The sequence below is a fragment of the Yersinia similis genome, from assembly GCF_001053095.1.
GTDB lineage: Bacteria > Pseudomonadota > Gammaproteobacteria > Enterobacterales > Enterobacteriaceae > Yersinia > Yersinia similis.
In genome coordinates, this window is sequence record NZ_CGBP01000018.1 from 72,710 (window position 1) to 92,449 (window position 19,740).

Here is a 19,740-nt window from a genome sequence, read left to right on the forward strand (position 1 = left end):
ATTGCAATTGCTCACCTGAATAACTAACTCAGGTGTTTAAATGCATGTCATTCCAATAATTTCCACTAAAGGTGGAGAGGGTAAATCTACCCAAGCTGCCAATCTGGCCGGTTTTCTTGCCGACGCTGGTCTCAAAGTCCTCCTTATTGACGGCGATTATGCTCAGCCTACGGCAAGCAGCATTTTTGCATTAGCCTACGAAGCCCCCTGTGGTCTGTTTGAATTGCTTATGCAAACGGCCGATCTTAATGATCCTTCTCGCATAATTTCTAATAGTACAATCACTAATTTGGACGTGGTTGTTTCAAATGATCCGAATGCGCAATTGCCGACGGCAATGCTTCATGCGCCTGATGGCCGCCTGCGTTTGCGTAATGTGCTGCAACATTCTCTCTTTCAACGATACGATGCGATCATCATCGACTCCCAAGGCGCTCGTTCCATTATGTTGGAGCTTATCGTCCTTGCCGCCACCCAAACCGCGGTGGGAGTGGTAAAGCCGGTTCTGCCGGATGTCAGGGAATTCATTCGCGGCACTATCAATATGATAGAAAACCTTCTTCCTTTCTCTGCACTGGGAGTGAAACTTCCAGAAATCCATATTCTAATCAACTGCATGAAATACACCCGATTGGCACGGGAAACATATCAGCAGCTTGAGAAAATTATCAATGACGGTAGATACAGCGCCCATAGTCAAAAAATCCACGTTTCTCTGTTAAATACCTTTATCTACGACCTTGAAATCTATGTTGAAGGCCATGCCGTTGGGCAACCGGCTCATCGTCTTGAGAAAAAAACCGGACGAGTCAGTGACTCCGCATTCGTGACTATGCATAGCCTTGCCAGCGAGCTTTTCCCTGAGTGGCGAAACAATTTCGACAGGTTACAGTCCCCTGCAAAAGGGGTTGATCATGAGTGACTCAAAGGGCGAGCTGCTCCGTGGGCTTGTTTCAGTTGAAGCAGAACAAAGTGTATTGGGCGGTCTCATGCTTGATAACGATCGCTGGGATGATATTGCCCTCATTCTCAGTGTTGAGGATTTCTTCAGTAAAGCCCACCAAATCTACTTTCGTGAGATGAAACGCCTCATTGACGCTGGGAAACCTATTGATTTACTGACGCTAACTGATTTTTTGAAGCAGCAGGAGCAACTGGAGTTGGTTGGTGGTTTCGCCTATGCCGCAGAACTCAGTAAGAACACCCCCAGTGCCGCCAATATTGTGGCTTACAGTGAAATTGTTGCCCGTTTCAGCCGTGCCCGTCAACTTGTGACCTTAGGCAGTGATATCACTCGTGAGGCCACCGCACCCCGTGCGGATATTGCTGAAATTATGGAAAAAGCTGAAAAAAGGATTATCGATATTGCCGAAAAATCTGAGCCTGAAAAGGCCGTATCTCTTATTGAGGGGATGGAAAGATTAATTACGCAGCTTGAACTGCGAAATCAGTCGGGCAACGGTATAACCGGTACCCCTACTGGGTTTGTTGAGCTTGATGCCAGCACCTGTGGCCTTCAAAACAGTGATTTGATTTTGCTGGCTGGCCGCCCATCAATGGGTAAAACGGCATTAGCCATGTCGATGGTTGTTGGCGCGCTTCAGGGACGAGAAGGCAGTGTGGTGCAGGTGTATAGCCTTGAGCAGCCCACCGAACAGTTATTGATGCGCATGATTTCTTCTCTTGGACGTATTGAGCTTCAGCGCCTTAAGAGTGGTTTGCTGGATGATGAGGATTGGGCTCGCATAAGTCATGCTTCCAGCATTATGGTTGGAGAATGGCGAGACAGATTAATTATTGATGATACCGGCAGCCTGACGCCCGCCATGCTGCGAATACGCGCTCGTCGTAATGCGCGCAAGAATGGCCCGCCCGCGTTGATTATGTTGGATTATTTACAACTGATGCGTTGCCCAAGACAGGAGAACCGTACGCAGGAGATTGCTGAGATTTCCCGCTCTCTAAAAGCGCTGGCAAAAGAAATGAAATGCCCTGTACTGGCGCTCTCTCAACTTAATCGTTCTCTGGAACAGCGTGCTGATAAGCGCCCTAATAATGGTGATCTTCGTGACTCTGGCGCACTGGAACAAGATGCTGACGTCATTATGTTTGTCTATCGCGATGAGGTCTATAACGTCAGTACTGAAGATCAGGGGATCGCTGAAATCATTATCGGCAAGCAGCGCCAGGGGCCGATTGGTACGGTCAGAGTGAGGTTTGACAGCCGTTACACCCGTTTCGACGATATCAAGAGTTGGGGGCCTGCTGATGAGTAAAATCAATGGGTTAAATCTGTCAGAGGCGATGCTGCAACGCGGTAGACTGCCCCACTCAGTCGGGCACCCAACGGCTCTACCGGTTAGCGAAATGGCCATGGTGCTGACGTTGGATCAACTACGGCCAAATCCAGATAACCCACGGGCTACACGTAATCCAAAATTTGAGGATATTAAGGCGTCAATACGTTCTCGTGGCTTGGATTCAATTCCCAAGGTGACACGGGATCCCGATGGTGAGGATGCCTATATCTTCAGTGATGGCGGTAATACCCGCTACCAGATTTTGTGCGAATTATGGCAGGAAACTGGAGATGATCGCTTTTATCACATTCACTCGATTTTCAAACCATGGCCGGGGCGATTGCAGTGTGTTATTGGTCATCTGGCAGAAAATGAAATCCGGGGCGATCTCACATACATCGAGAAGGCGCTAGGTATTCACAAGGCTCGTATCCTGTGGGAAGAACAGCAGGGAAGAGGTGTCTCACTCCGTGAATTATCCGAATTTCTGAATCAGCAGGGCTATCCCATTCATAACTCCAGTATCAGCCGCATGGAAGATACGCTGAAATATCTGTATCCGTGTCTGCCTGATTTACTCGATGCTGGGTTGAGCCGATCGCAAGTCATCCCGTTAATCACATTACGATCAGCCGCAGAAAAAATGTGGTCTCGGCATGTTGTTGCGACGGATTGCAGCAAGACATTTGAGGCGGTTTTTAGCGCGGTTTGTACATCATTTAACTGCCCTGATTTGTACTCTTTGGATATGTTCCGTGATGAGTTGATAGGTGAACTCCTTAAAGCGTTACCCCATCCGTTGTTGAACTACGACCGCTGGCTGATTGAGCTTGATCCTAAAGAACAGCAGCGCCGGGAGCTTTATGGTGACCCATTACCTCCCCCTTCAGCGTTGACTCCAGATGCTAATTCAGTAGGAATTTCTGGCGCTCCACTCACCAAATTGCCGCCACAACCTAACGGAGCCGTTCCTGAGGTCGGACTGCGTTCAGGGACACTCACTGGGCCTTTAACGAAGCCTGAATCCGCGCCTGATAATCGTGGTGATACCTCGGTTAATCGCCCTCAGGAGCATCTTGCCAATATTAAAACCCCGCCGAATCTCTGTGGTGGCCCCGTTATTATCAGCGGTAATGCGAATCTCGCTGGAGCGAATCTGCTTTCTACGGTGGTGGATGAGTCGGCAGGCAAGGATCAACCTCCAGCGTCTTCGGTTGCTTTTGCAGCGACAGGCCTGGAGCCAGTCGATGATATCTGGCACATCCCTGCGTTGATGGATGATGTTGAACACTTGCAAGATATGGCTTACCGATTGGCTTTTGAACTGTCGGAGGCCATGGGCTGTGCTGACAGTATTGCTGAATATAAACAGCGTGATTCAGCTGGTTATAGCACTCTGGCGGATAGTACTCAGAAAGGTAATACCAATAGATTCGTAACTTTCCTGCTGGGTCTGACGGGGCATTCGGGCCAAGAAAGCATAAGCCTGTCCATTTTTTGCCAAACCTTTTTAGGTTCAGCCGACCAATCCGATCCCCCGGTACTCGACGATATCCATCTGGTCAAAATAATGCGTCTTATGCGCGTATTGCGCCGCCTGCGCCAGTTACAGCGTGATGCGAATGTAGCCATTAACGGAGGTTTACTGTGAACCAGAGTTTATCGCAGGCAACGAATGCCATATTGGCACACCTATTGATGGATCTGAAATCTGGCAACATTCGCCGTTGTGAGTCACTGGGAATGACGATTGAAGAGGTTCGTCAATTGAGCCAACTGACCATTGACGACCTGCACTACCTGATGCAGAGCAGTGTGTCGGTACTGAATCTGAGCATTAATCATACTAATTTTTGGATCATTGTGCAGCAGGCTCGTATTGAGCAGCAGCGCATGCAACGTATTGATCGCGCTCTGGAATTGGGGGGATCTATCGAACTGATGCAAACCTATTTCGGCCTGACCACGGCAGAAGTCAGCGCCCGGCGTCGGCTCAATGATATTGATACTCGTCAGGGCAGAACTCAGGCGCTCAACGAACAAGAAGATGCTGATATCTGGACTCAGTGGAGAGATTCAGGCTTGAGTGCCGCCGATTCTCACGAGGCGCTAGACGTTATGATGCTTGCCGCTGAACAACATGATGTCTCGCTGACGGCTGTTTGGTCACGGGTTAGCAACTGGTGTCGTGAAGCCAGTCGTAAGACCAATAAGAGGGAAGACGGCTGATGAATATTTCGTATTACAGCCCTCGCCAGGGGGTGACTCCTTCTATTCGGCGAAAAGCTGACAGTCTGATAGCTGCCCTCAAGCATGGGAAGAAAGTCTGTAAGCGCTTGCAGGAAAACGGATACCTCAAGATAAACGTGGGGCCTTTTTGGCGCATGCTCAGCAAAGATGGCGGCCAATGCTGGATATTGATGAATCACCAGACTTATAACCGTGAAATCAGGAAATAGCTTCCCACACAGATTCTCACCGGAGAAAATTGTATACCCAAGTTACTTCAAGATGCAGGTAGGCAGCAACCGAGTAAATCCCCAGGAGCTTAGATAAGTAAGTGACTGGGGTGAGCAAGGGCAGCTAACACCCCTGCATCTTGAAGGGCGACGGGTGTACACCGGTATTTCCGCATAGGGGGCCATTCAGGCCCCGTAGTGCTGTCATTGTCAGATTCAGAAGAGGCGACCGGCGATGGGATTACCGCCAGACAGCATCGTTGAATTCACGCTGTTAAGAATGCAAACAAATCTCGCGAAACGTACCTCAGAGAATGAGGTGACCCGCGAGCGCAGTGGCTTGCTTTTTCTTGGAAACGTACATGATGCGTTTCCCCGCCGGTTATTTATGGATACGCGGCTCTCCCCTTTGGATAAAACCGCCTGGGTGATGATCCGTCTCTATGCGCAGCAGCATGAGGGGGCCATCTTCCCAACGTATGATGAGCTGCAACTTCAATTGGCCTCGCCACATGCGGAAAAAGCGTCACGTGAAACCATCAGTCGTGCGTTATTAATGTTACGAATTACCGGTTGGTTGAGTCTGTGTAAACGTGTCCGTGATACCCATGGACGCGTCAGGGGAAATATCTACGCCCAGCACGATGAGCCTCTTAGCTGCCGGGATGCCGAAACTTTTGATCCAGGTTGGTTGGATCTTGTGGCATCAAGCTGTGGGCATAAGAATAAAGCGGTTCGTCTGACCGCACGGGCGGTATTGAGTGAAATTCGTCATGACCCGACGATGCGCCATCGCCATTCCCGTTTGGATATGATTGAAAATCGGTTGGGAGCCGTTGCCACGCCGGTACAAATGGCAGCGTTGCGCCGAGAGTCTGTGCCGAGTTTGAATTCCGAACTCAGTAAAAAGAACACAGAGAATGAGGATAAAACACGGAGTTCGGATACCGAACTCAGTCATAAATCAACCCGTTACCCCGAAGTTCGAAAATCGAACTGTAACGTACGTAATTTCACACAGAGTGTGAATAAAAAAACGTACGTATCCAATGAAAAGGGTGGTAAGGGCTTGCCAGTGCTGGTATTGCCAGATGCTCTGTTGAGCATAATATCTGCGGCAGATGCAGATATGCTGATGGCGCAACTAGAGGGATTGCCTGAAGTTCAGTCATCGGCGCTATTGACGATGCTAAAGGCACAATTGCGTCGTGGGCAATTAAACAATCCGATGGGGTGGCTGCTGAGTATGCTCAAGCGCGCCCGCGATGGTCAGATGATTGTGCGGGAGATAGCGTCCGCTGCGTCACCGCAACGGCAAATTTCGACATCGGCTCCTATTATTAGCCACTCTTCACTACCAGTGGAACTCGCCTCAGCAGAGCGGGTATCCAGTGTTATTGCGGACATAAGAAATAAATTGTTTGGCGGCAAGTGAAAAACATGTTCAAAAAATAAGCGTTGCTGCGGGCGGCAGCACTGTATAAAAAAAGAGCAGCGGAAAATTATTGCAGATTGGATGATGGGTTTCACATTGTTAGCATCCTGAAGCTTCACGATTATTTGGCTTTTCTTAATTGATTAGCAGGTGACGACGGTGGCAGAACATTCCAAAAAACGTACTGGCTCCCTATATTCTGAACTAAGAATTGAGCTTCACAGCCACTATGCCATTGGTCTGTGGCAAGGACGGCGCGTCGAAACAGGTGAGGACGGTACAGTGGTGAAATCTGGCATTATAGGAATGCCGCAATTTCTTAATAAGGCTTCTCTGATTAATCAGGATTCACTAAGGGACAATCCCTGGGCTGATGCCGCTATGTTGAAAATGGACGATCAACTTATTGCGGCGGGTAGTAAAATGGCGGACTTGATCGAGCAACTGGATAAGAATATGCAGTGGCTGCCAAAGGGGGCGACGTTATCTGAAGTCATATCGTCTGAACCTTTGGATATTCACGTCTACAGTAATACCCCGCTGGGATACCGTTGCGTCTTCCTGCTGTTAGGTTTCGACCAGTTTGCCAGGCTGGTTCTGCAAGCGGCTCATTATGGGCTGATTTCTCATCAGCAACGCTATGACAGGTTGAGTGACGGTAGTCGTCTGGTTCGTGAGATATACGGTAGTGTGATGAGTTATCGCTCAGTTGCGGTTTCTCGTCTGGATGCTATTGAAAACAATACTGTTTGGCAGCAGGCTATTAGTGAACTCGGGGAACCCAATGCGGCAGTATTGTTAGGCACTCGCCGCTCTATTTTTTCTCCGCCCATTAATGAATCCAGTGTCAATTTTTTACGTATTCGTGATATCAGTTCTTCCTTACCCGATATATTGACTTCTCCCTCATCCGGTTGAAAACTGAATAGGCTACTTGTTGTCGATGACAACTGCCAATGTTCCAGTGAATTGAGAGGAACGCCTTCGGGTAATCACATGCCAATGCCATCATGACCTGTGAGATGGCGCTTTCGGGCGGTACACCTAAATCTGTTAACCTTTGCAAACAGAGACCTTCGGGTTAAGGCAGACTTCACTGTAATTGATCACCAATACAGCCCAGTCAGTGGCTAAGTTACTGACTTCCCTGCGGGAAACTTTCCCCGTAAGGGATGATTGTTTCTCCGCACTGCTTATTTTCACTCTGGAGAAAACACCATGACTTCAACTAGCGCGGTTGCAACTAATAATATTCCTACAAACAATATTTCTACAAACAATGTTCCTACAAATAAAGCGCCCAATTCTCCTCCTCAGTCTCGGGCTGAATATTTCAATCTGAATGTCACCGGTATCGGCTACCTCAATAATATTCGTAAGGTCTCAGGTAATAATGGTGAGTTCACCTGTGCCGTAATCAATGCACTTACTGGGCCGACCGATAATGCGTCTTACACGCGTTTTGATATCACCGTTGCGGGCAAAGAAAGTGCTTCTCTTATCAACCGCTGCCAAAAGGCGGTGGATGAAGAGAAACAGGTGCTCATTGGTTTTGTACTCAGTGGGCTGGTTGCTGATGTGTTTACTCTGACTAAGGGTGATCATGCCGGTGAAAGCCGACCTGCGCTTAAAGCCAGATTGATTGCGGTTGAGTGGGTCAAGATTAGTGGCCAACTGGTTTATAAGTCAGAAAAACCAACTTCAATGCCGCCAGCGCAAAATGAACCTCAGCATCAAAGTTACGCTGAAAATTCATTCTAAGCCGATATGGATATACACCTGCCCAGCGGGTTCGGGTAGGGTGTCTGCCGTGCTGTGTTCTATGCGATAGCTTAACTATCATCGCTGGTATTGCGGGTGCTCTTCTTTAATTACGGCAAATTAACCTGCCAGTTTTGACTGGCGTTCTTTTCTCTGACAGGCTCACTTTATTAAGGTAGGTGCAATGTTAGCGGAGAACACTATGACTAATCGTTATGATACGGATTTCTATGGTTGGACTCAGGAGCAGGCTGATTTGCTACGTTATGGTCTTTTGGATCAGTTAGATACCGCAAATCTCCTGAAGGAAATCGAGAGCATAGGGCATAGCCAGCAAAGCGAGTGGGAATCCCTTCTTGAGGTATTGTTCCGCCACCTCCTGAAGTGGGCATTTCAACCTTCGCACCGTGGTCGTAGTTGGCAACTCATCATCGCTGAACAGCGACGTAAAGCTGCTCGTCGGCTCTCGAAAAGCCCAAGTCTTGAGCGAGAGCTTGATAAAATGACAACGGATGCTTATGGAGATGCCATTTTATCGGCAGCCAGAGAAACCGGAATGGATGAAAAGGTATTCCCTAAATCCTGCCCGTGGACATTCGCTCAAATCATGGATAGTGATTTCTATCCTGAATAGTATTGATGTGGTGTTCTTCTCTTACCGCAATCTTTCGATTTACTCCCTGCGCTTGTCAGTCGCCGCGCAACTATGACAACGATATTATTTACTGGGTGTTAGTTCATTTTTTGACGGGTGCTTTTTTTTACAATATACTTGGTTAGCTAAATTAGCTAAGGAGGTGTTTTATGACAGTCCAGGCAAACATGCATGAAGCAAAATCTCGCTTGAGTCAGCTTGCTGACAAAGCCGCAGATGGCGAAACAGTCATTATCGCCAAGGCAGGTAAGCCCTATGTCCAATTGGTTCCCATAATGCAAAGAGATCGGGTACCAGGTGGATATGAGAACAGAATCATCATGGACCAGCGCTTCAGTGAAGCAGATACAGAAATCCAACGGATGTTTGAGGCCGGTGAATGAAACGCCTCCTGATTGATACCCATGTATTTATCTGGTGGTTGACAAATGATCCTTCACTTGGCTCTTTAACCCGCAGTGTGATTTCCAAGGGCAGCAATATTGTCTATGTGAGTGCCGTTACTCCATGGGAAATTTCAATCAAGCGCTCTATTGGTAAGCTGGAGTTTGATGCTGATGTTGATGAAGCAATGGAGAGAAACAATTTCTATGCACTTTCAATATCGCACGCCCACGCAGAGCAGGCTGGAAATTTGCCAAGACACCATGGCGATCCGTTCGACAGAATGCTAATAGCACAGTCGCAAATGGAAGGGCTGATTTTGGTTTCGGCAGATACGGCTTTCAGTCCTTATGGTATCCGCTTGATGAACGCCAGAACTTGATTCTAAAGTTTTAACTAATCGCCGGTTATTCCGGCGTTTTTTTATTTCCCCGCGCATACCGATTAAAGCGTTGTCCACCCGTTCGCCGCCGTCAAAATACCCCTATCTGATTGGGATTATTTTGACGGTGAACACGGATGGCACAACCAAATCTGCGGCCCAGATATAAGTTGGTATGGCTCACGCTGTTACTGCTAACCGCTGGCTGCACCCATAACACTACCGCCCAGTACAAACCGCTTTCACCCGTTCCGCCCATTCCCCGAGTCAATGATATTTACCCCAATCGTGCTCCAGAGGTTGTGCGCTATGACCGCTATACTCTGATTAGCAGCAAACCTGTTGATGCGCAGCGTGATCCGCTAAACCAAATAATGGACATCAGCATGCCCGCCGAAATGGTTCGCTCTGTTGGCGATGGCTTTCGATATGTATTGCTGGAATCGGGGTACTCATTGTGTCCAATATCATCACCGGTTTTTGCCGAACTGCTAAACAAGCCGTTACCTGGGGTTCAACGTTCAATGGGCCCGTTACGCCTTAGTGACGCTTTGCAGATCCTTGCGGGACCCGCCTGGCGTTTGCTCGTTGATGATGTTAACCGCGAAGTCTGTTTTACATTACGTGATGCCTATCAGAACCTTGTGTCAGCCAAACCGGTAGTGCCAGCCAATGTCATTATCCCTACTAAAAATCTAGCACAGCAATCTGGAAACCCTTTTTCTGGCTCCTCTGCCAGCGCGCTAACACCTGTTGTTCCCACACTTTTAGTACCGCTTAAACCGACTATAAAGCCTGAAAGTATCTCCATCCCCTCACCCGTATTGACGGAAGCCAGCAAGGTGTTAGCACCGGCTACTGCGGTTTTCTCAACTGAAGCGCCAGGTAAAACGGTATCTGGCCCAGGGACGCCGATCGCTGTTGCCCCTTCAGGCCAGCTTTGGCGGGCCGAGGTAGGCTCAACACTCAAAGAAACGCTGAATCGTTGGGCAGGCCAGAACAAATGTGTGAACGGTGGCCATTGGGTAGTCATCTGGCCGGTTTTATTGGATTACCGCATTGATGCGCCATTGGCTTTCCACGGCAATTTTGAATCTGTACTCGTTCAGATTTTTGAGCTTTATCGTCAAGCAGACAAACCCTTGTTTGCGCAAGCCAGCCGCCCGCAATGTCTGGTCGTGGTTAGCGACATCCCTGGGGGGCTCTGAGGTGGGCTATGCCATTGCAGTGATGACGATGGTTTTCGTGCTCATCGTCGGCCACGTTCAACTGCGGGAATCCACTGGCTATCAGTCGCGGGTTGTGAATCGAACCACAGATCGTTTGGCTGCTGACATGCTGCGATTGGCCAGTGTTGTAAATGATTGGCGCTACCACCGCACTCTGGATGAAGGGGGACTAAATACTCGCCAGTTTGGCCTCGTTCCCTTACCGGACAGCCGTATCAGCGCAGCTATACGACGCGGCCGTTTGTGGGTGTGGATACCTGAACAGCAGCAGTTAGTTGACAGCCTTAATCGCCAATCAGCAAGTTCCGCTCTGGTGGGTACCGTTGCTGGTGGGCGGCTGCGAATGGTTGATGGAACTGACATGAATCTCTCTCTTCCCGCCGGAGTGGCTGAAGGGAGTATTGTTTATCTTAATTAAGGGAAAAAGCTGGATGCATTGGTATTCCGTAGCCCGAACCTCGCGCCTCATTGGTGTGGTGCTCAGTCTAAAATTTTTGATTGGCTGTTCACTTAGTGAAATTGACCGGATAGAAAGCCTGGCAAAAGATAGCGGCGAAACCGCTCGGCGTATTACGGATAGCAATGGCGCTAAAACTCAGCCTTCAGTGACTTGGGCCGATAAGCCGTGGGTGAATTTGAAACCGCTCACACCTGCTGCCGCAAGCCCGGAAGAGAAAATGCTGCTTCCTTGTCAGATAACTATCAACCGCCCTGAAGGCATGAGTCTACCTGAACTGGGGCAGCGTATTACCCGCTTGTGTGGTGCCCGCGTGACCATCACACCAGATGCCTTTTTGGCTTTATCGTCTGCTAACGCCAGTTTCGCAATGATGCCGTCCGGCAAGCATATTAATGCACTGAAATGGCAAGGTGATTTGCCGGGTTTGTTGGACACCATCGGCAGTCGTTTGGGGCTGTCATGGCGTGCTGATAAAGGTAATATTGTTTTTTATCAATTGGATACTCGAACTTTCCAACTCGTCATCCTTAATACCAAAATTAGCAGCTCCGCCAGTGTAACGTCAGGATCCTCCAGCTCGATGGGCTCAAGCGGCGGAGCCAATAGTGGTGTGTCTGGCGATTCGAGTTCCGTACAGAAAACCTCGGTTGATCTGAACAGTAATCTCTACGAGGACATTAAAAAGACGATTGAGAATATGCTGACACCGTCTAAAGGGCGCTTTTGGCTCTCTTCTGCCAGTGGTACCTTGACGGTGACGGACACGCCTGAAACCCTGGAGCGGATAGGGCGTTATATCGACCATCAGAATGAGCTTCTCAACCGCCAGGTTCAGCTTAATGTTCAGGTTTTGAGTGTTACCCAGTCGCGCAAGGAGCAGTTTGGTCTGGACTGGAAACTGGTGTATCAATCGTTAAACAATATCGGTGCCAGCGTGACGGGAAACCTGATTAACGCGGCAAATAATACCCTCTCCGGTGGTCTGTCTATTCTGGGCACTGCGACGGGGCCCGCAGAGAAGTTTTCTGGATCGGAGCTGCTGATCAAAGCGCTTTCTCAGCAGGGTAACGTCAGTTTGGTCACGGAACTCAACAGGGCGACAATCAACCTGACACCGGTACCGTTCCAGATCTCCGATCAAACGGGATACATACAAAGCTCAAGCACGACGGTAACCGCCAACGCGGGTACTACATCGTCAATGCAGACCGGCATTATAACCACGGGCCTGTTTATGTCGATGTTGCCTTACATTCAGGAAAATGGCGATGTATAGCTCCAGTTTGCTTTCACTCTTTCGGACAAACCCATCATTCAGCCTTTCTTTTCTCGTGATGGTAATACGCGCAATGACACCCCTGCGTTCAAACTTCGTTCACTTACCCAAACAGTCAATCTGCGCGCGGGCCAGACATTGGTGCTGACCGGGGCCGATCAACTTGACACCGTAGCCAATAAACAAGGGGCATTTACCCCCAGTAACTTCTGGTGGGGCGGCGGTCATAACGGTCTGGAAACCCGTACCACGCTGGTTATTCTTATTACACCGGTTCTGCTGAGGTAATCATGAACAAGAATATTGCTGCTCGCCCTATCATGCCAGCCCAACAGGTAATGAAAATGGGTCGCTTGGGATGGGTGGCGGGTATGAACTGGCAGATGCACGATCTTGTCGCCCAAAAAAAGCGGGTTTTTAGTCGTGCTGGTGGAGCCACTCATCGGCTGAAATTGTCGGTTAAATCGCAACACATTAGCGGTCAGGCGCGCCCTCTTGGTGTTCAACCAGGGCTCCGGCTTTGTTCGCTTGCTGCGGCCTATCTGGCTCGCGAGGGCGGGAGTCATTACGGCATTTATCAACTCGATGCAAAAAATGATAAGTGGCTTTTTCTGGCAACGACTGGCGGTTTGCCGTCTGTCATGGGCGATATCATCGGAACCTTGAATGAGGTATTGAGCGCTCAACAGCGGTTTTTAGATTTTAATGCACCTGAATCATCTACTTCACTGACATCTCTTTCACTGACATCTACTGCATTGAATTGTACGGCGACATCTGAGACACCTGTTTGTTGGCAGACGTTGACGACAGGACTGTCTCGTCAGGCAATTCGTGCAACAACCCTGGGCCGTCTCCTTTCTGGCCGCACCATCGCGTGTTTTGCTCTACCCGTCTTGCTTGGTTCAACGGCTTTCTGGTACTGGGGAAATCAGCTTGATAAGGCTGAAATGGTAGGCAAAGTCGCTCAGGCTAAGGCGTTACTTGAATTGCAAAGCCAGAACGTCACCGAATCGACCAAAGAAGAGAACCTGCCGCACCCTTGGGCGAGCATCTGGCCAACACCTTATTTTCTCAGTCAGTGCCTTGTTGTTCGCCAGCGACTGCCCGTAACCCTCACTGGCTGGCGGCTTGCTTACGGCGAGTGTGTGAGTGAGGGGATGCGCCTGCGTTATGTGGCAACGGCTGCCAGTACCATCGCAGATTTCTCCCATCGGGCTCGGGAATTGCTCGGGCAAGATGCGTATTTTAACCTGGAGGAAGGGGGCCAAAATGGTGATGTGTTGATCCCTTTTGTTACCACCGATTCTCCATCGTTATGGCGAGATGAAAAGATCCCTCCGTCAGCCGTACAGTTGATGCAGTTCATTTCACATTTTCAGCGACGAAATATCAGTGTGCTTCTCAATGAAGTCAAACCACCTCCGGTGGTTCCGGGGCAGGAAAATACGATCCCTTCGCAAGGCTGGCGAGAGTTTACCTTTACTTTCACGACAAAATCATCACCAGAAGGGGTGTTAGCCAGCATAGATGATATCGGTCTGCGTCTGACAAGCATCGCGTTTACGCTCAACCCGCAGAGTCAATTTGAATACACCATCAAGGGGAGCCTGTATGCACAAAATTAACCCCATCTGTCTATTGTTGCCTTTGGTTCTTTGGGCCGGTTCAGTCAGCGCGGCGGGCGATCAGCCATCAGCTAAAACGACTGATATATCAAGCATAACGGTGAGCCAGCTGGAATCTATCCAGCAACGTAATATGTTGCTGGAGGCTCAGGTTCAGACCGCTCGACTTAAGCGCCAACTGCGTGAAAATGAACAGATCATTCTTCCCACTGATGGAAACCTTACATCAACGATGCCTTTCACTACGGGGTTGGAAAATATGCCCGAAACGGGTCCAGTGGCCTCGGGTTCCAAAAAGGCGACACTACAACTTGAAGAAATTTATGGCCGAGGTCACCCATTACGGGCACGTTTCCGTCTGGTCACAGGAGGTGTCGTTGAGGTCACTCAAGGTGATATTTTGCCTGGCAGTTCTCTCAAGATAACGGCGATTACAGCGTCGGTGGTGAAACTGAGTGACGGCACTGTGATGTCATTCTGAGGCGAAAAAATGATTATTGATAAGGATATCAGGGAGTTTGTCTTTGTTGATCATCTGCCCTGTGGGCAAGTCGTGCTGGTTATTGATAACAATCGACGCACTGACCCACGGGTACAGCGCTGGGTGGTGGAAATGGCGCGTATTCACACCGGCGCTAAAAACGAGTTTATGCCCCTCAGTGAATTGAATAACCGCCGCGCCCGTATAGCTGATAGTTCGCAATATAGTATTTGCTTGAAAGACCTGACTAACATCAGCGAGCGGCAGAAAAAAGTGCTGCATTATTTTGAATTGTCGCGCGAGCTTAGGGCTTCAGATATCCATCTCATCATCGACAGCCAATTGGCTCGGGTAGAAATGCGTTTACATGGTGATCTGGAAGAGGTGGATTCTCTGCCAAGGGGGGAGGGGATGGCGCTGGCTTCAACCATCATTCTCTCGATGTGCGATGTGGCTGAGACACAGTTTTATCCTGGGCGAGAACAGGGTGGGCGCGTAAAATCTGACTTTGCTCGCAAAGTCGGTGTTTTTGGTGCGCGTTATGAGCATCGCCCAACGGCCGACGGCCTTTATGTCGTCATGCGGATTATCGATGATGACGGTGATGCAGTACCGACGTTGAATACGTTAGGATTTATGCCAGAACAGCGCACGCTGGTAGAGAAAATTCTACGTATCCCGGAGGGGATGGTGATCCTCTCTGGCCCTACAGGGGCGGGGAAAAGTACCACTTTACGTAGCTTCAGCCAGATGTATTTGGATCGCACCGGTGAACGGCGTCGGTTGCTGACGATTGAAGACCCGCCGGAAGGGAGAATCAAAGGCGCGATACAGACGCCCATCATTGCCGATAAAAGCCGTACCGATGTTGTTCAGCAAGCCTGGAATAGCGCCAATGCTTCTGCTTTACGCCTCGATCCTGATGCCATTCTTAACGGCGAAATGCGTGACCTCATCTCTATCGTAGCTGCCGTTTATGCGGCTCAAACGGGCCATTTGCTTCTGACAACGCTTCACGCCAACAGTGCTGTTGGCATTCTCAAACGCATGGTCGTTTTGGGTGTTTCGGAGGCACTTATCGCGGATGCCCAGCTTATCGTGGGGCTTATCAGCCAGCGCCTTATTCAAACGCTGTGTACGCATTGTCGCATTCCCTGGAAAGCCAAGTCCCCGCGACTCACGCCTGAAATCCGTATGCGCCTCGAACGTTATTGTTGTGTGGAGGGCGTTTGTCGTCCTGAACAACTGTGGTTTCGTAGTGAAAAAGGATGTGTGCATTGCCAGCAACGGCTTTCTATCAGTGATCGTATCGTCAGCCGCGGTGTGACCGGGCGCAGTGTGGTGGCGGAGGTGATTCGCCCTGATGCGCGATTTATGTTGCTGTATCTGACTTACGGCCCGGCAGTGGCCAGACAATACTGGGTTAAATCGCTAAGAGGCATAACGCGTGTGACTCATCTGTTACATCAATTGGCTGCGGGTCTGGTTGATCCCCTTGATGCAGATTTGATCTGTCCACTAGATGAAGATCACCTCTTGACCTGTGAGGTGCCTGATGTCTGAGATGATTTTTCGTCCTGCCCGAAATATGTCTTTGGCGAAACGCCTACGGTATGAGTTGGTGCGCCATACTTTTAGTGCTCATTACCGCCTGGAGTTTTATGACGCATTGCATTTTTTACTGGGAAACGGCCACCCCTTAGGGGCTGCTTTGCGAATGATTGCGGAGGTTCATACCGATTTTGGGAAGCTTTGGCATCCTTATGGCGATTTGGTGGATGACTGTCTGGAGTCGTTATCGGATAACGGTACGGGACGTATGCTTGAGGACGTGCTTGCCGCTTGGGGGCCATTGGAAGAGGCCGCTTTAATCAGCGCAGGTATGCGTAGTGGAAAATTGCCAGAAGCACTGCGACAAGCGGGCAAGTTGGTCGAAGCCCGCCGCCGTATTCTGACACTGGTTGGCAAAATGTCCCTTTATCCACTGCTGTTGCTTAGTCTGGGCAGTGGCATGTTGGGCATCAATGGCATGTATCTGATCCCCACGCTGCGTAAGCTCTCTGATCCAGAAAACTGGCGCGGTGCATTAGGTTTTATGCATGCAGTGGCCAACGTTACGGACAAGCAGAGTACCGTTGTGGTGGGGGTGATTGCCATCTTGGTTGGGCTGGTGCTGTGGTCTATTCCCCGTTGGCGTGGCCGGTTACGCCGCTTTGCTGACAACATAATGCCCTGGTCGGTCTACAAAGATATTCAAGGGGCGGTGTTCCTGATGAATATGGCTGCGCTGCTGAGAGCGAATGTGCAGACGTTAGAGGCGTTGCAGATCTTACTGCCGTTTTCTTCTCCCTGGCTGCAAGAACGGCTTGACGCCATTATCGCCTGTATCGAACAGGGCGACCATCTGGGGAAGGCTTTGCGTAATAGCGGCTACGCATTCCCCAGTAAAGAAGCGGCTAACTATCTCTCCTTGCTGACCGAAGGTGATGGCGCACCAGATATTATTGCTCGTTACGGTGATCGCTGGTTGGAACAAACGCTTGAGCGAGTCAACAAGCGGGTTATTGGCGTCATGTTTTTCTCTCTGTTACTGATTTTCAGTTTCTTCTTACTCATCTTGTCTATGGTGATGCAAATTCAGGATATGACCAGTGACTCAATGTAATAAGGGATCCGATAATGTCATTACCAGTAGCATCCAGAAAACAACCTCATAGTGGCTGGGGTATCCTTGAGAGCGGTGGCGTAGCGCTTGTAGTCATCGTCGTGATTGCGGTTGTACCGGGCGGTATTTATACGCTGTGGAACCGAAAGGATATCGCCTTGGAGTCTGCCAATGTGCAGAGCATCATAACGTCCACGCAAGGGCTGCTAAAAGGGCGTAATGGCTACAGTTTTGCCAGTGGGACAACAATGACTGGCATACTTATTCAGGTCGGTGGCGTACCTAAGAACATGATGACGAAAGGTAATGTTACCGCCAGCACCGCAACGCTATGGAATACATGGGGTGGGCAGGTTATTGTTGCTCCTGTAACTGCGAACGGTTTCAATCACGGTTTTACCCTGACCTATCAGAAAGTTCCGCAGAATGTGTGTATTGCCATAACCACACGCCTCAGTGCTGGCGGCAGTATTTCTGGTATTACCATCAATAGCACCGTTTATAGTGATGGAAATATCACTGCCGAAAATGCGGGCACAGCCTGCGTGAAGGACACTGGCAGAATCGGGATGAATACACTTACCTTCACGGTTAACGGTTGACCATCATCACGTTGGCACTCCCCTGGTTATTTGTGCCGCTGTTATTTTTGCTGGCGTTGCGGTTACTTGATCCAATCACCCGACAAGTCAGTCTGTTCCTCAAACGCCATCATTCTTTATCCGCCTTCAAGCAACAATCAGCCACTCGATTGCGTTATCACTGGCTCCATGCAGTAGCAATGACGGTGATTGCGGTGGCTCCATTCGAGGGACGGGTGTTCAGCAATATGACCTCAATGCTGTTTGTTCCTTTTGTATACCGGCTTAGTCTCATTGATCGGCTTTCCGGCTGGTTACCGCAGGAATTTACCTGGAGTTTCCTGGCCGCAGGACTGCTTGCTGCGGCTGGCAACGATGAGCTTCTTTCACACAGTATGACAGCCATCGCGTTACTCCTGTTTTGCGGATCGGTTCGGATAGTCTTCGGGTATTACGCACAATCTGAGGTGCTGGGGCTAGGCGATGTCTGGTTTGCTACTGCTATTGGAGCTTGGCTGGCTTGGCCTTTAGCGCTGTTGGTACTCTGTGTTGGGCTTTGCGGATTCATACTATGGCACTTGATGTCAGGTGATGTGAAAACCGGCGGGCCACTCGGGCCCTGGCTGGGTCATGCCGCACTGCTGGCGATGAGCGTCAAGGTCTATGATCCTTTGCTGATGTGGTAATTCATGACGTTTAAAACCAGAGCATTGCATCGTGGCTGGGCGATGATGAGCACCGGGATTGCCTTGCTCATTTTGGTCATCGTAGTGATTTGGGCAACGTCCATTTACGGTGACTATATAAAGCAAAAGGAATATCAGGTTACGGCCGTGCAGTTATCGCGCTTCAAATTTGCCCTTAAAGGATACGTGGGCCGTCACTATGACAAGCTATTAGCCTCTGCTGGCACCAATCAGCCTGTTATGGTGACGACAGCGATGTTAAAGAACACCGGTTTCTTGCCAGGCGGCTTCAGTGATACCACGACAACCGGACAACGTTTTCAGGCTGCGATAGTACGCAACGCGATGCGAACCGAGCAATTGCAAGCGCTGATAGTTACACAAGGCGGAAGCCGTTTACCTTACAAAGCACTACGGATTATTTCCGCAGATATTGAGGGGCTGGGCGGGTATGTGTGGAATGATGCCTATGTTACGGGTGCAATGGGGAGTTGGAGCGTACCGCTAAACAGCTTTGGTCTCAGTACCTCAACTGGGCATGTGGCTGCGTTATTAACCACTGACGAACTGAGTGACGCACGCAATGAAAGTGACCGACTTTATCGCTTTGCCGTTACGGGTAAACCAGACTTTAACCGCATGCACACGAGTATTGATATGGGAGGAAATAACCTGAATAACACCGGCACGGTAAACGCCATTGAGGGGCGTTTCAGCGGTAATATTAATGCTGTTGATGTCACCGCCGAAGGCAATATCCGCAGCCAACAAGGCTGGTTGATATCACGCGGCGATAAGGGCTGGCTCAACGAGAGCTACGGTGGTGGATTTTATATGTCGGACAATGACTGGGTTAGGTCAGTCAATAATAAAGGTATTGTTACCGGAGGCCAGATTAAAGGCGGAAATATACGCTCAGATGGGCGTCTCTCTGTCGGTGAAGTTTTACAACTGGATCAGGTAAATAGCGCTGGCAGCGAGTGCGGTTCAAATGGTCTGGTCAGCCGCGATGTCTCTGGAGCTTTGCTTTCCTGTCAATCTGGCGTGTGGGGAACCCACGGTAAAGTTGATGTCATCAACGGTAATAACCCGGTTTGTCCTGCGAATAAAATCCCGGTGGCACGCTACTGGACACAAGCGGGTGGGAGTAATTATGGCAATTATTGTACACTTCAGACGGGGTGGGCTGGTGTCACAATGCCAAGTTGCGAGTCCTGCGTTAACTGGGAGAAATGCCACATGGTATATTCGCAAACATGGTCTGCTACGGCATGTAGCTAGTTGGTATCTATGGTATTAGAGGTTAATGTCCAGTTTGTCCTAAAGTGGTTGTGAGTGATTGCTCACACTGATATCCA

The 19,740-nt window shown here is 49.6% G+C and carries 22 protein-coding genes; all 22 read left to right on the forward strand.

Annotated features, from left to right (window positions below):
• Positions 1–40: 40 nt before the first annotated feature.
• The 22 genes from AC971_RS13950 to pilV all read left to right on the forward strand — a co-directional run bounded on the left by AC971_RS13950 (position 41) and on the right by pilV (position 19,663).
• Complete coding sequence (locus tag AC971_RS13950) at positions 41–922, forward strand: ParA family protein (RefSeq protein WP_025381198.1); 882 nt, start codon at positions 41–43, stop codon at positions 920–922.
• The gene (gene dnaB-PI, locus AC971_RS13955; protein WP_025381197.1) at positions 915–2,276 is read left to right on the forward strand and encodes an SPI-7-type island replicative DNA helicase; all 1,362 of its coding nucleotides are present in this window, start codon (positions 915–917) and stop codon (positions 2,274–2,276) included. Before AC971_RS13950 ends, dnaB-PI begins: the two co-directional genes overlap by 8 nt.
• Positions 2,269–3,951 carry a ParB family protein gene (locus AC971_RS13960; RefSeq protein ID WP_025381196.1) on the forward strand — a complete coding sequence of 561 codons (1,683 nt, stop codon included), beginning with the start codon at positions 2,269–2,271 and terminating at the stop codon, positions 3,949–3,951. Before dnaB-PI ends, AC971_RS13960 begins: the two co-directional genes overlap by 8 nt.
• A complete protein-coding gene (locus AC971_RS13965) occupies positions 3,948–4,529 on the forward strand; it encodes a DUF2857 domain-containing protein (protein ID WP_025381195.1) in 582 nt (193 codons plus the stop codon). The genes AC971_RS13960 and AC971_RS13965 overlap by 4 nt, the downstream gene beginning before the upstream one ends.
• Positions 4,529–4,759 carry a ParE family toxin-like protein gene (locus AC971_RS13970; RefSeq protein ID WP_025381194.1) on the forward strand — a complete coding sequence of 77 codons (231 nt, stop codon included), beginning with the start codon at positions 4,529–4,531 and terminating at the stop codon, positions 4,757–4,759. Before AC971_RS13965 ends, AC971_RS13970 begins: the two co-directional genes overlap by 1 nt.
• 235 nt (positions 4,760–4,994) lie before the next feature.
• Positions 4,995–6,194, forward strand: a complete 1,200-nt coding sequence (locus AC971_RS13975; RefSeq protein WP_025381193.1) for an STY4528 family pathogenicity island replication protein — start codon at positions 4,995–4,997, stop codon at positions 6,192–6,194.
• Positions 6,195–6,353: 159 nt separating this feature from the next.
• Positions 6,354–7,112, forward strand: a complete 759-nt coding sequence (locus tag AC971_RS13980; RefSeq protein WP_012105819.1) for a PFL_4669 family integrating conjugative element protein — start codon at positions 6,354–6,356, stop codon at positions 7,110–7,112.
• Between the two features lie 300 nt (positions 7,113–7,412).
• Entirely contained in the window at positions 7,413–7,955 is a 543-nt protein-coding gene (locus tag AC971_RS13985) for an STY4534 family ICE replication protein (protein ID WP_012105817.1), read from the forward strand.
• Positions 7,956–8,157: 202 nt separating this feature from the next.
• Entirely contained in the window at positions 8,158–8,589 is a 432-nt protein-coding gene (locus tag AC971_RS13990) for a DUF29 domain-containing protein (protein WP_025381192.1), read from the forward strand.
• Positions 8,590–8,759: 170 nt separating this feature from the next.
• On the forward strand, positions 8,760–8,993 hold the full coding sequence (locus AC971_RS13995; RefSeq protein ID WP_012105815.1) for a type II toxin-antitoxin system Phd/YefM family antitoxin: 234 nt from the start codon (positions 8,760–8,762) through the stop codon (positions 8,991–8,993).
• Positions 8,990–9,376, forward strand: coding sequence for a type II toxin-antitoxin system VapC family toxin (locus AC971_RS14000; RefSeq protein ID WP_012105814.1), 387 nt, complete (start codon positions 8,990–8,992; stop codon positions 9,374–9,376). The genes AC971_RS13995 and AC971_RS14000 overlap by 4 nt, the downstream gene beginning before the upstream one ends.
• A gap of 137 nt (positions 9,377–9,513) precedes the next feature.
• Positions 9,514–10,584, forward strand: coding sequence for a PFGI-1 class ICE element type IV pilus protein PilL2 (gene pilL2, locus AC971_RS14005; RefSeq protein ID WP_025381191.1), 1,071 nt, complete (start codon positions 9,514–9,516; stop codon positions 10,582–10,584).
• 1 nt (position 10,585) lies between these two features.
• On the forward strand, positions 10,586–11,023 hold the full coding sequence (pilM, locus tag AC971_RS14010; protein WP_012105812.1) for a type IV pilus biogenesis protein PilM: 438 nt from the start codon (positions 10,586–10,588) through the stop codon (positions 11,021–11,023).
• A gap of 13 nt (positions 11,024–11,036) precedes the next feature.
• Positions 11,037–12,341 carry a PilN family type IVB pilus formation outer membrane protein gene (gene pilN / locus AC971_RS14015; protein WP_414826406.1) on the forward strand — a complete coding sequence of 435 codons (1,305 nt, stop codon included), beginning with the start codon at positions 11,037–11,039 and terminating at the stop codon, positions 12,339–12,341.
• A 141-nt stretch (positions 12,342–12,482) separates the two neighbouring features.
• The gene (locus AC971_RS25765; protein ID WP_407071132.1) at positions 12,483–12,629 is read left to right on the forward strand and encodes a hypothetical protein; all 147 of its coding nucleotides are present in this window, start codon (positions 12,483–12,485) and stop codon (positions 12,627–12,629) included.
• 2 nt (positions 12,630–12,631) lie between these two features.
• On the forward strand, positions 12,632–13,969 hold the full coding sequence (pilO2, locus tag AC971_RS14020) for a type 4b pilus protein PilO2 (protein ID WP_025381190.1): 1,338 nt from the start codon (positions 12,632–12,634) through the stop codon (positions 13,967–13,969).
• Positions 13,956–14,450 carry a type IV pilus biogenesis protein PilP gene (gene pilP, locus AC971_RS14025; RefSeq protein WP_012105809.1) on the forward strand — a complete coding sequence of 165 codons (495 nt, stop codon included), beginning with the start codon at positions 13,956–13,958 and terminating at the stop codon, positions 14,448–14,450. Before pilO2 ends, pilP begins: the two co-directional genes overlap by 14 nt.
• A gap of 9 nt (positions 14,451–14,459) precedes the next feature.
• Complete coding sequence (locus AC971_RS14030) at positions 14,460–16,013, forward strand: GspE/PulE family protein (protein WP_025381189.1); 1,554 nt, start codon at positions 14,460–14,462, stop codon at positions 16,011–16,013.
• A complete protein-coding gene (locus AC971_RS14035; protein ID WP_038401989.1) occupies positions 16,006–17,115 on the forward strand; it encodes a type II secretion system F family protein in 1,110 nt (369 codons plus the stop codon). Before AC971_RS14030 ends, AC971_RS14035 begins: the two co-directional genes overlap by 8 nt.
• A gap of 14 nt (positions 17,116–17,129) precedes the next feature.
• Positions 17,130–17,717, forward strand: coding sequence for a type 4 pilus major pilin (locus AC971_RS14040; RefSeq protein WP_025381187.1), 588 nt, complete (start codon positions 17,130–17,132; stop codon positions 17,715–17,717).
• Positions 17,714–18,382 carry a prepilin peptidase gene (locus AC971_RS14045; protein WP_025381186.1) on the forward strand — a complete coding sequence of 223 codons (669 nt, stop codon included), beginning with the start codon at positions 17,714–17,716 and terminating at the stop codon, positions 18,380–18,382. Before AC971_RS14040 ends, AC971_RS14045 begins: the two co-directional genes overlap by 4 nt.
• A 3-nt stretch (positions 18,383–18,385) precedes the next feature.
• Entirely contained in the window at positions 18,386–19,663 is a 1,278-nt protein-coding gene (gene pilV, locus AC971_RS14050; protein ID WP_025381185.1) for a shufflon system plasmid conjugative transfer pilus tip adhesin PilV, read from the forward strand.
• Positions 19,664–19,740 lie beyond the last annotated feature (77 nt).

Coding starts and splice junctions, on each gene's coding strand:
- AC971_RS13950 (WP_025381198.1), top strand. CDS start 41: ATGCATGTCATTCCAATAATTTCCACTAAAGGTGGAGAGGGTAAATCT.
- dnaB-PI (WP_025381197.1), top strand. CDS start 915: ATGAGTGACTCAAAGGGCGAGCTGCTCCGTGGGCTTGTTTCAGTTGAA.
- AC971_RS13960 (WP_025381196.1), top strand. CDS start 2,269: ATGAGTAAAATCAATGGGTTAAATCTGTCAGAGGCGATGCTGCAACGC.
- AC971_RS13970 (WP_025381194.1), top strand. CDS start 4,529: ATGAATATTTCGTATTACAGCCCTCGCCAGGGGGTGACTCCTTCTATT.
- AC971_RS13975 (WP_025381193.1), top strand. CDS start 4,995: ATGGGATTACCGCCAGACAGCATCGTTGAATTCACGCTGTTAAGAATG.
- AC971_RS13985 (WP_012105817.1), top strand. CDS start 7,413: ATGACTTCAACTAGCGCGGTTGCAACTAATAATATTCCTACAAACAAT.
- AC971_RS13990 (WP_025381192.1), top strand. CDS start 8,158: ATGACTAATCGTTATGATACGGATTTCTATGGTTGGACTCAGGAGCAG.
- AC971_RS13995 (WP_012105815.1), top strand. CDS start 8,760: ATGACAGTCCAGGCAAACATGCATGAAGCAAAATCTCGCTTGAGTCAG.
- AC971_RS14000 (WP_012105814.1), top strand. CDS start 8,990: ATGAAACGCCTCCTGATTGATACCCATGTATTTATCTGGTGGTTGACA.
- pilL2 (WP_025381191.1), top strand. CDS start 9,514: ATGGCACAACCAAATCTGCGGCCCAGATATAAGTTGGTATGGCTCACG.
- pilN (WP_414826406.1), top strand. CDS start 11,037: ATGCATTGGTATTCCGTAGCCCGAACCTCGCGCCTCATTGGTGTGGTG.
- pilO2 (WP_025381190.1), top strand. CDS start 12,632: ATGAACAAGAATATTGCTGCTCGCCCTATCATGCCAGCCCAACAGGTA.
- pilP (WP_012105809.1), top strand. CDS start 13,956: ATGCACAAAATTAACCCCATCTGTCTATTGTTGCCTTTGGTTCTTTGG.
- AC971_RS14030 (WP_025381189.1), top strand. CDS start 14,460: ATGATTATTGATAAGGATATCAGGGAGTTTGTCTTTGTTGATCATCTG.
- AC971_RS14035 (WP_038401989.1), top strand. CDS start 16,006: ATGTCTGAGATGATTTTTCGTCCTGCCCGAAATATGTCTTTGGCGAAA.
- AC971_RS14040 (WP_025381187.1), top strand. CDS start 17,130: ATGTCATTACCAGTAGCATCCAGAAAACAACCTCATAGTGGCTGGGGT.
- pilV (WP_025381185.1), top strand. CDS start 18,386: ATGACGTTTAAAACCAGAGCATTGCATCGTGGCTGGGCGATGATGAGC.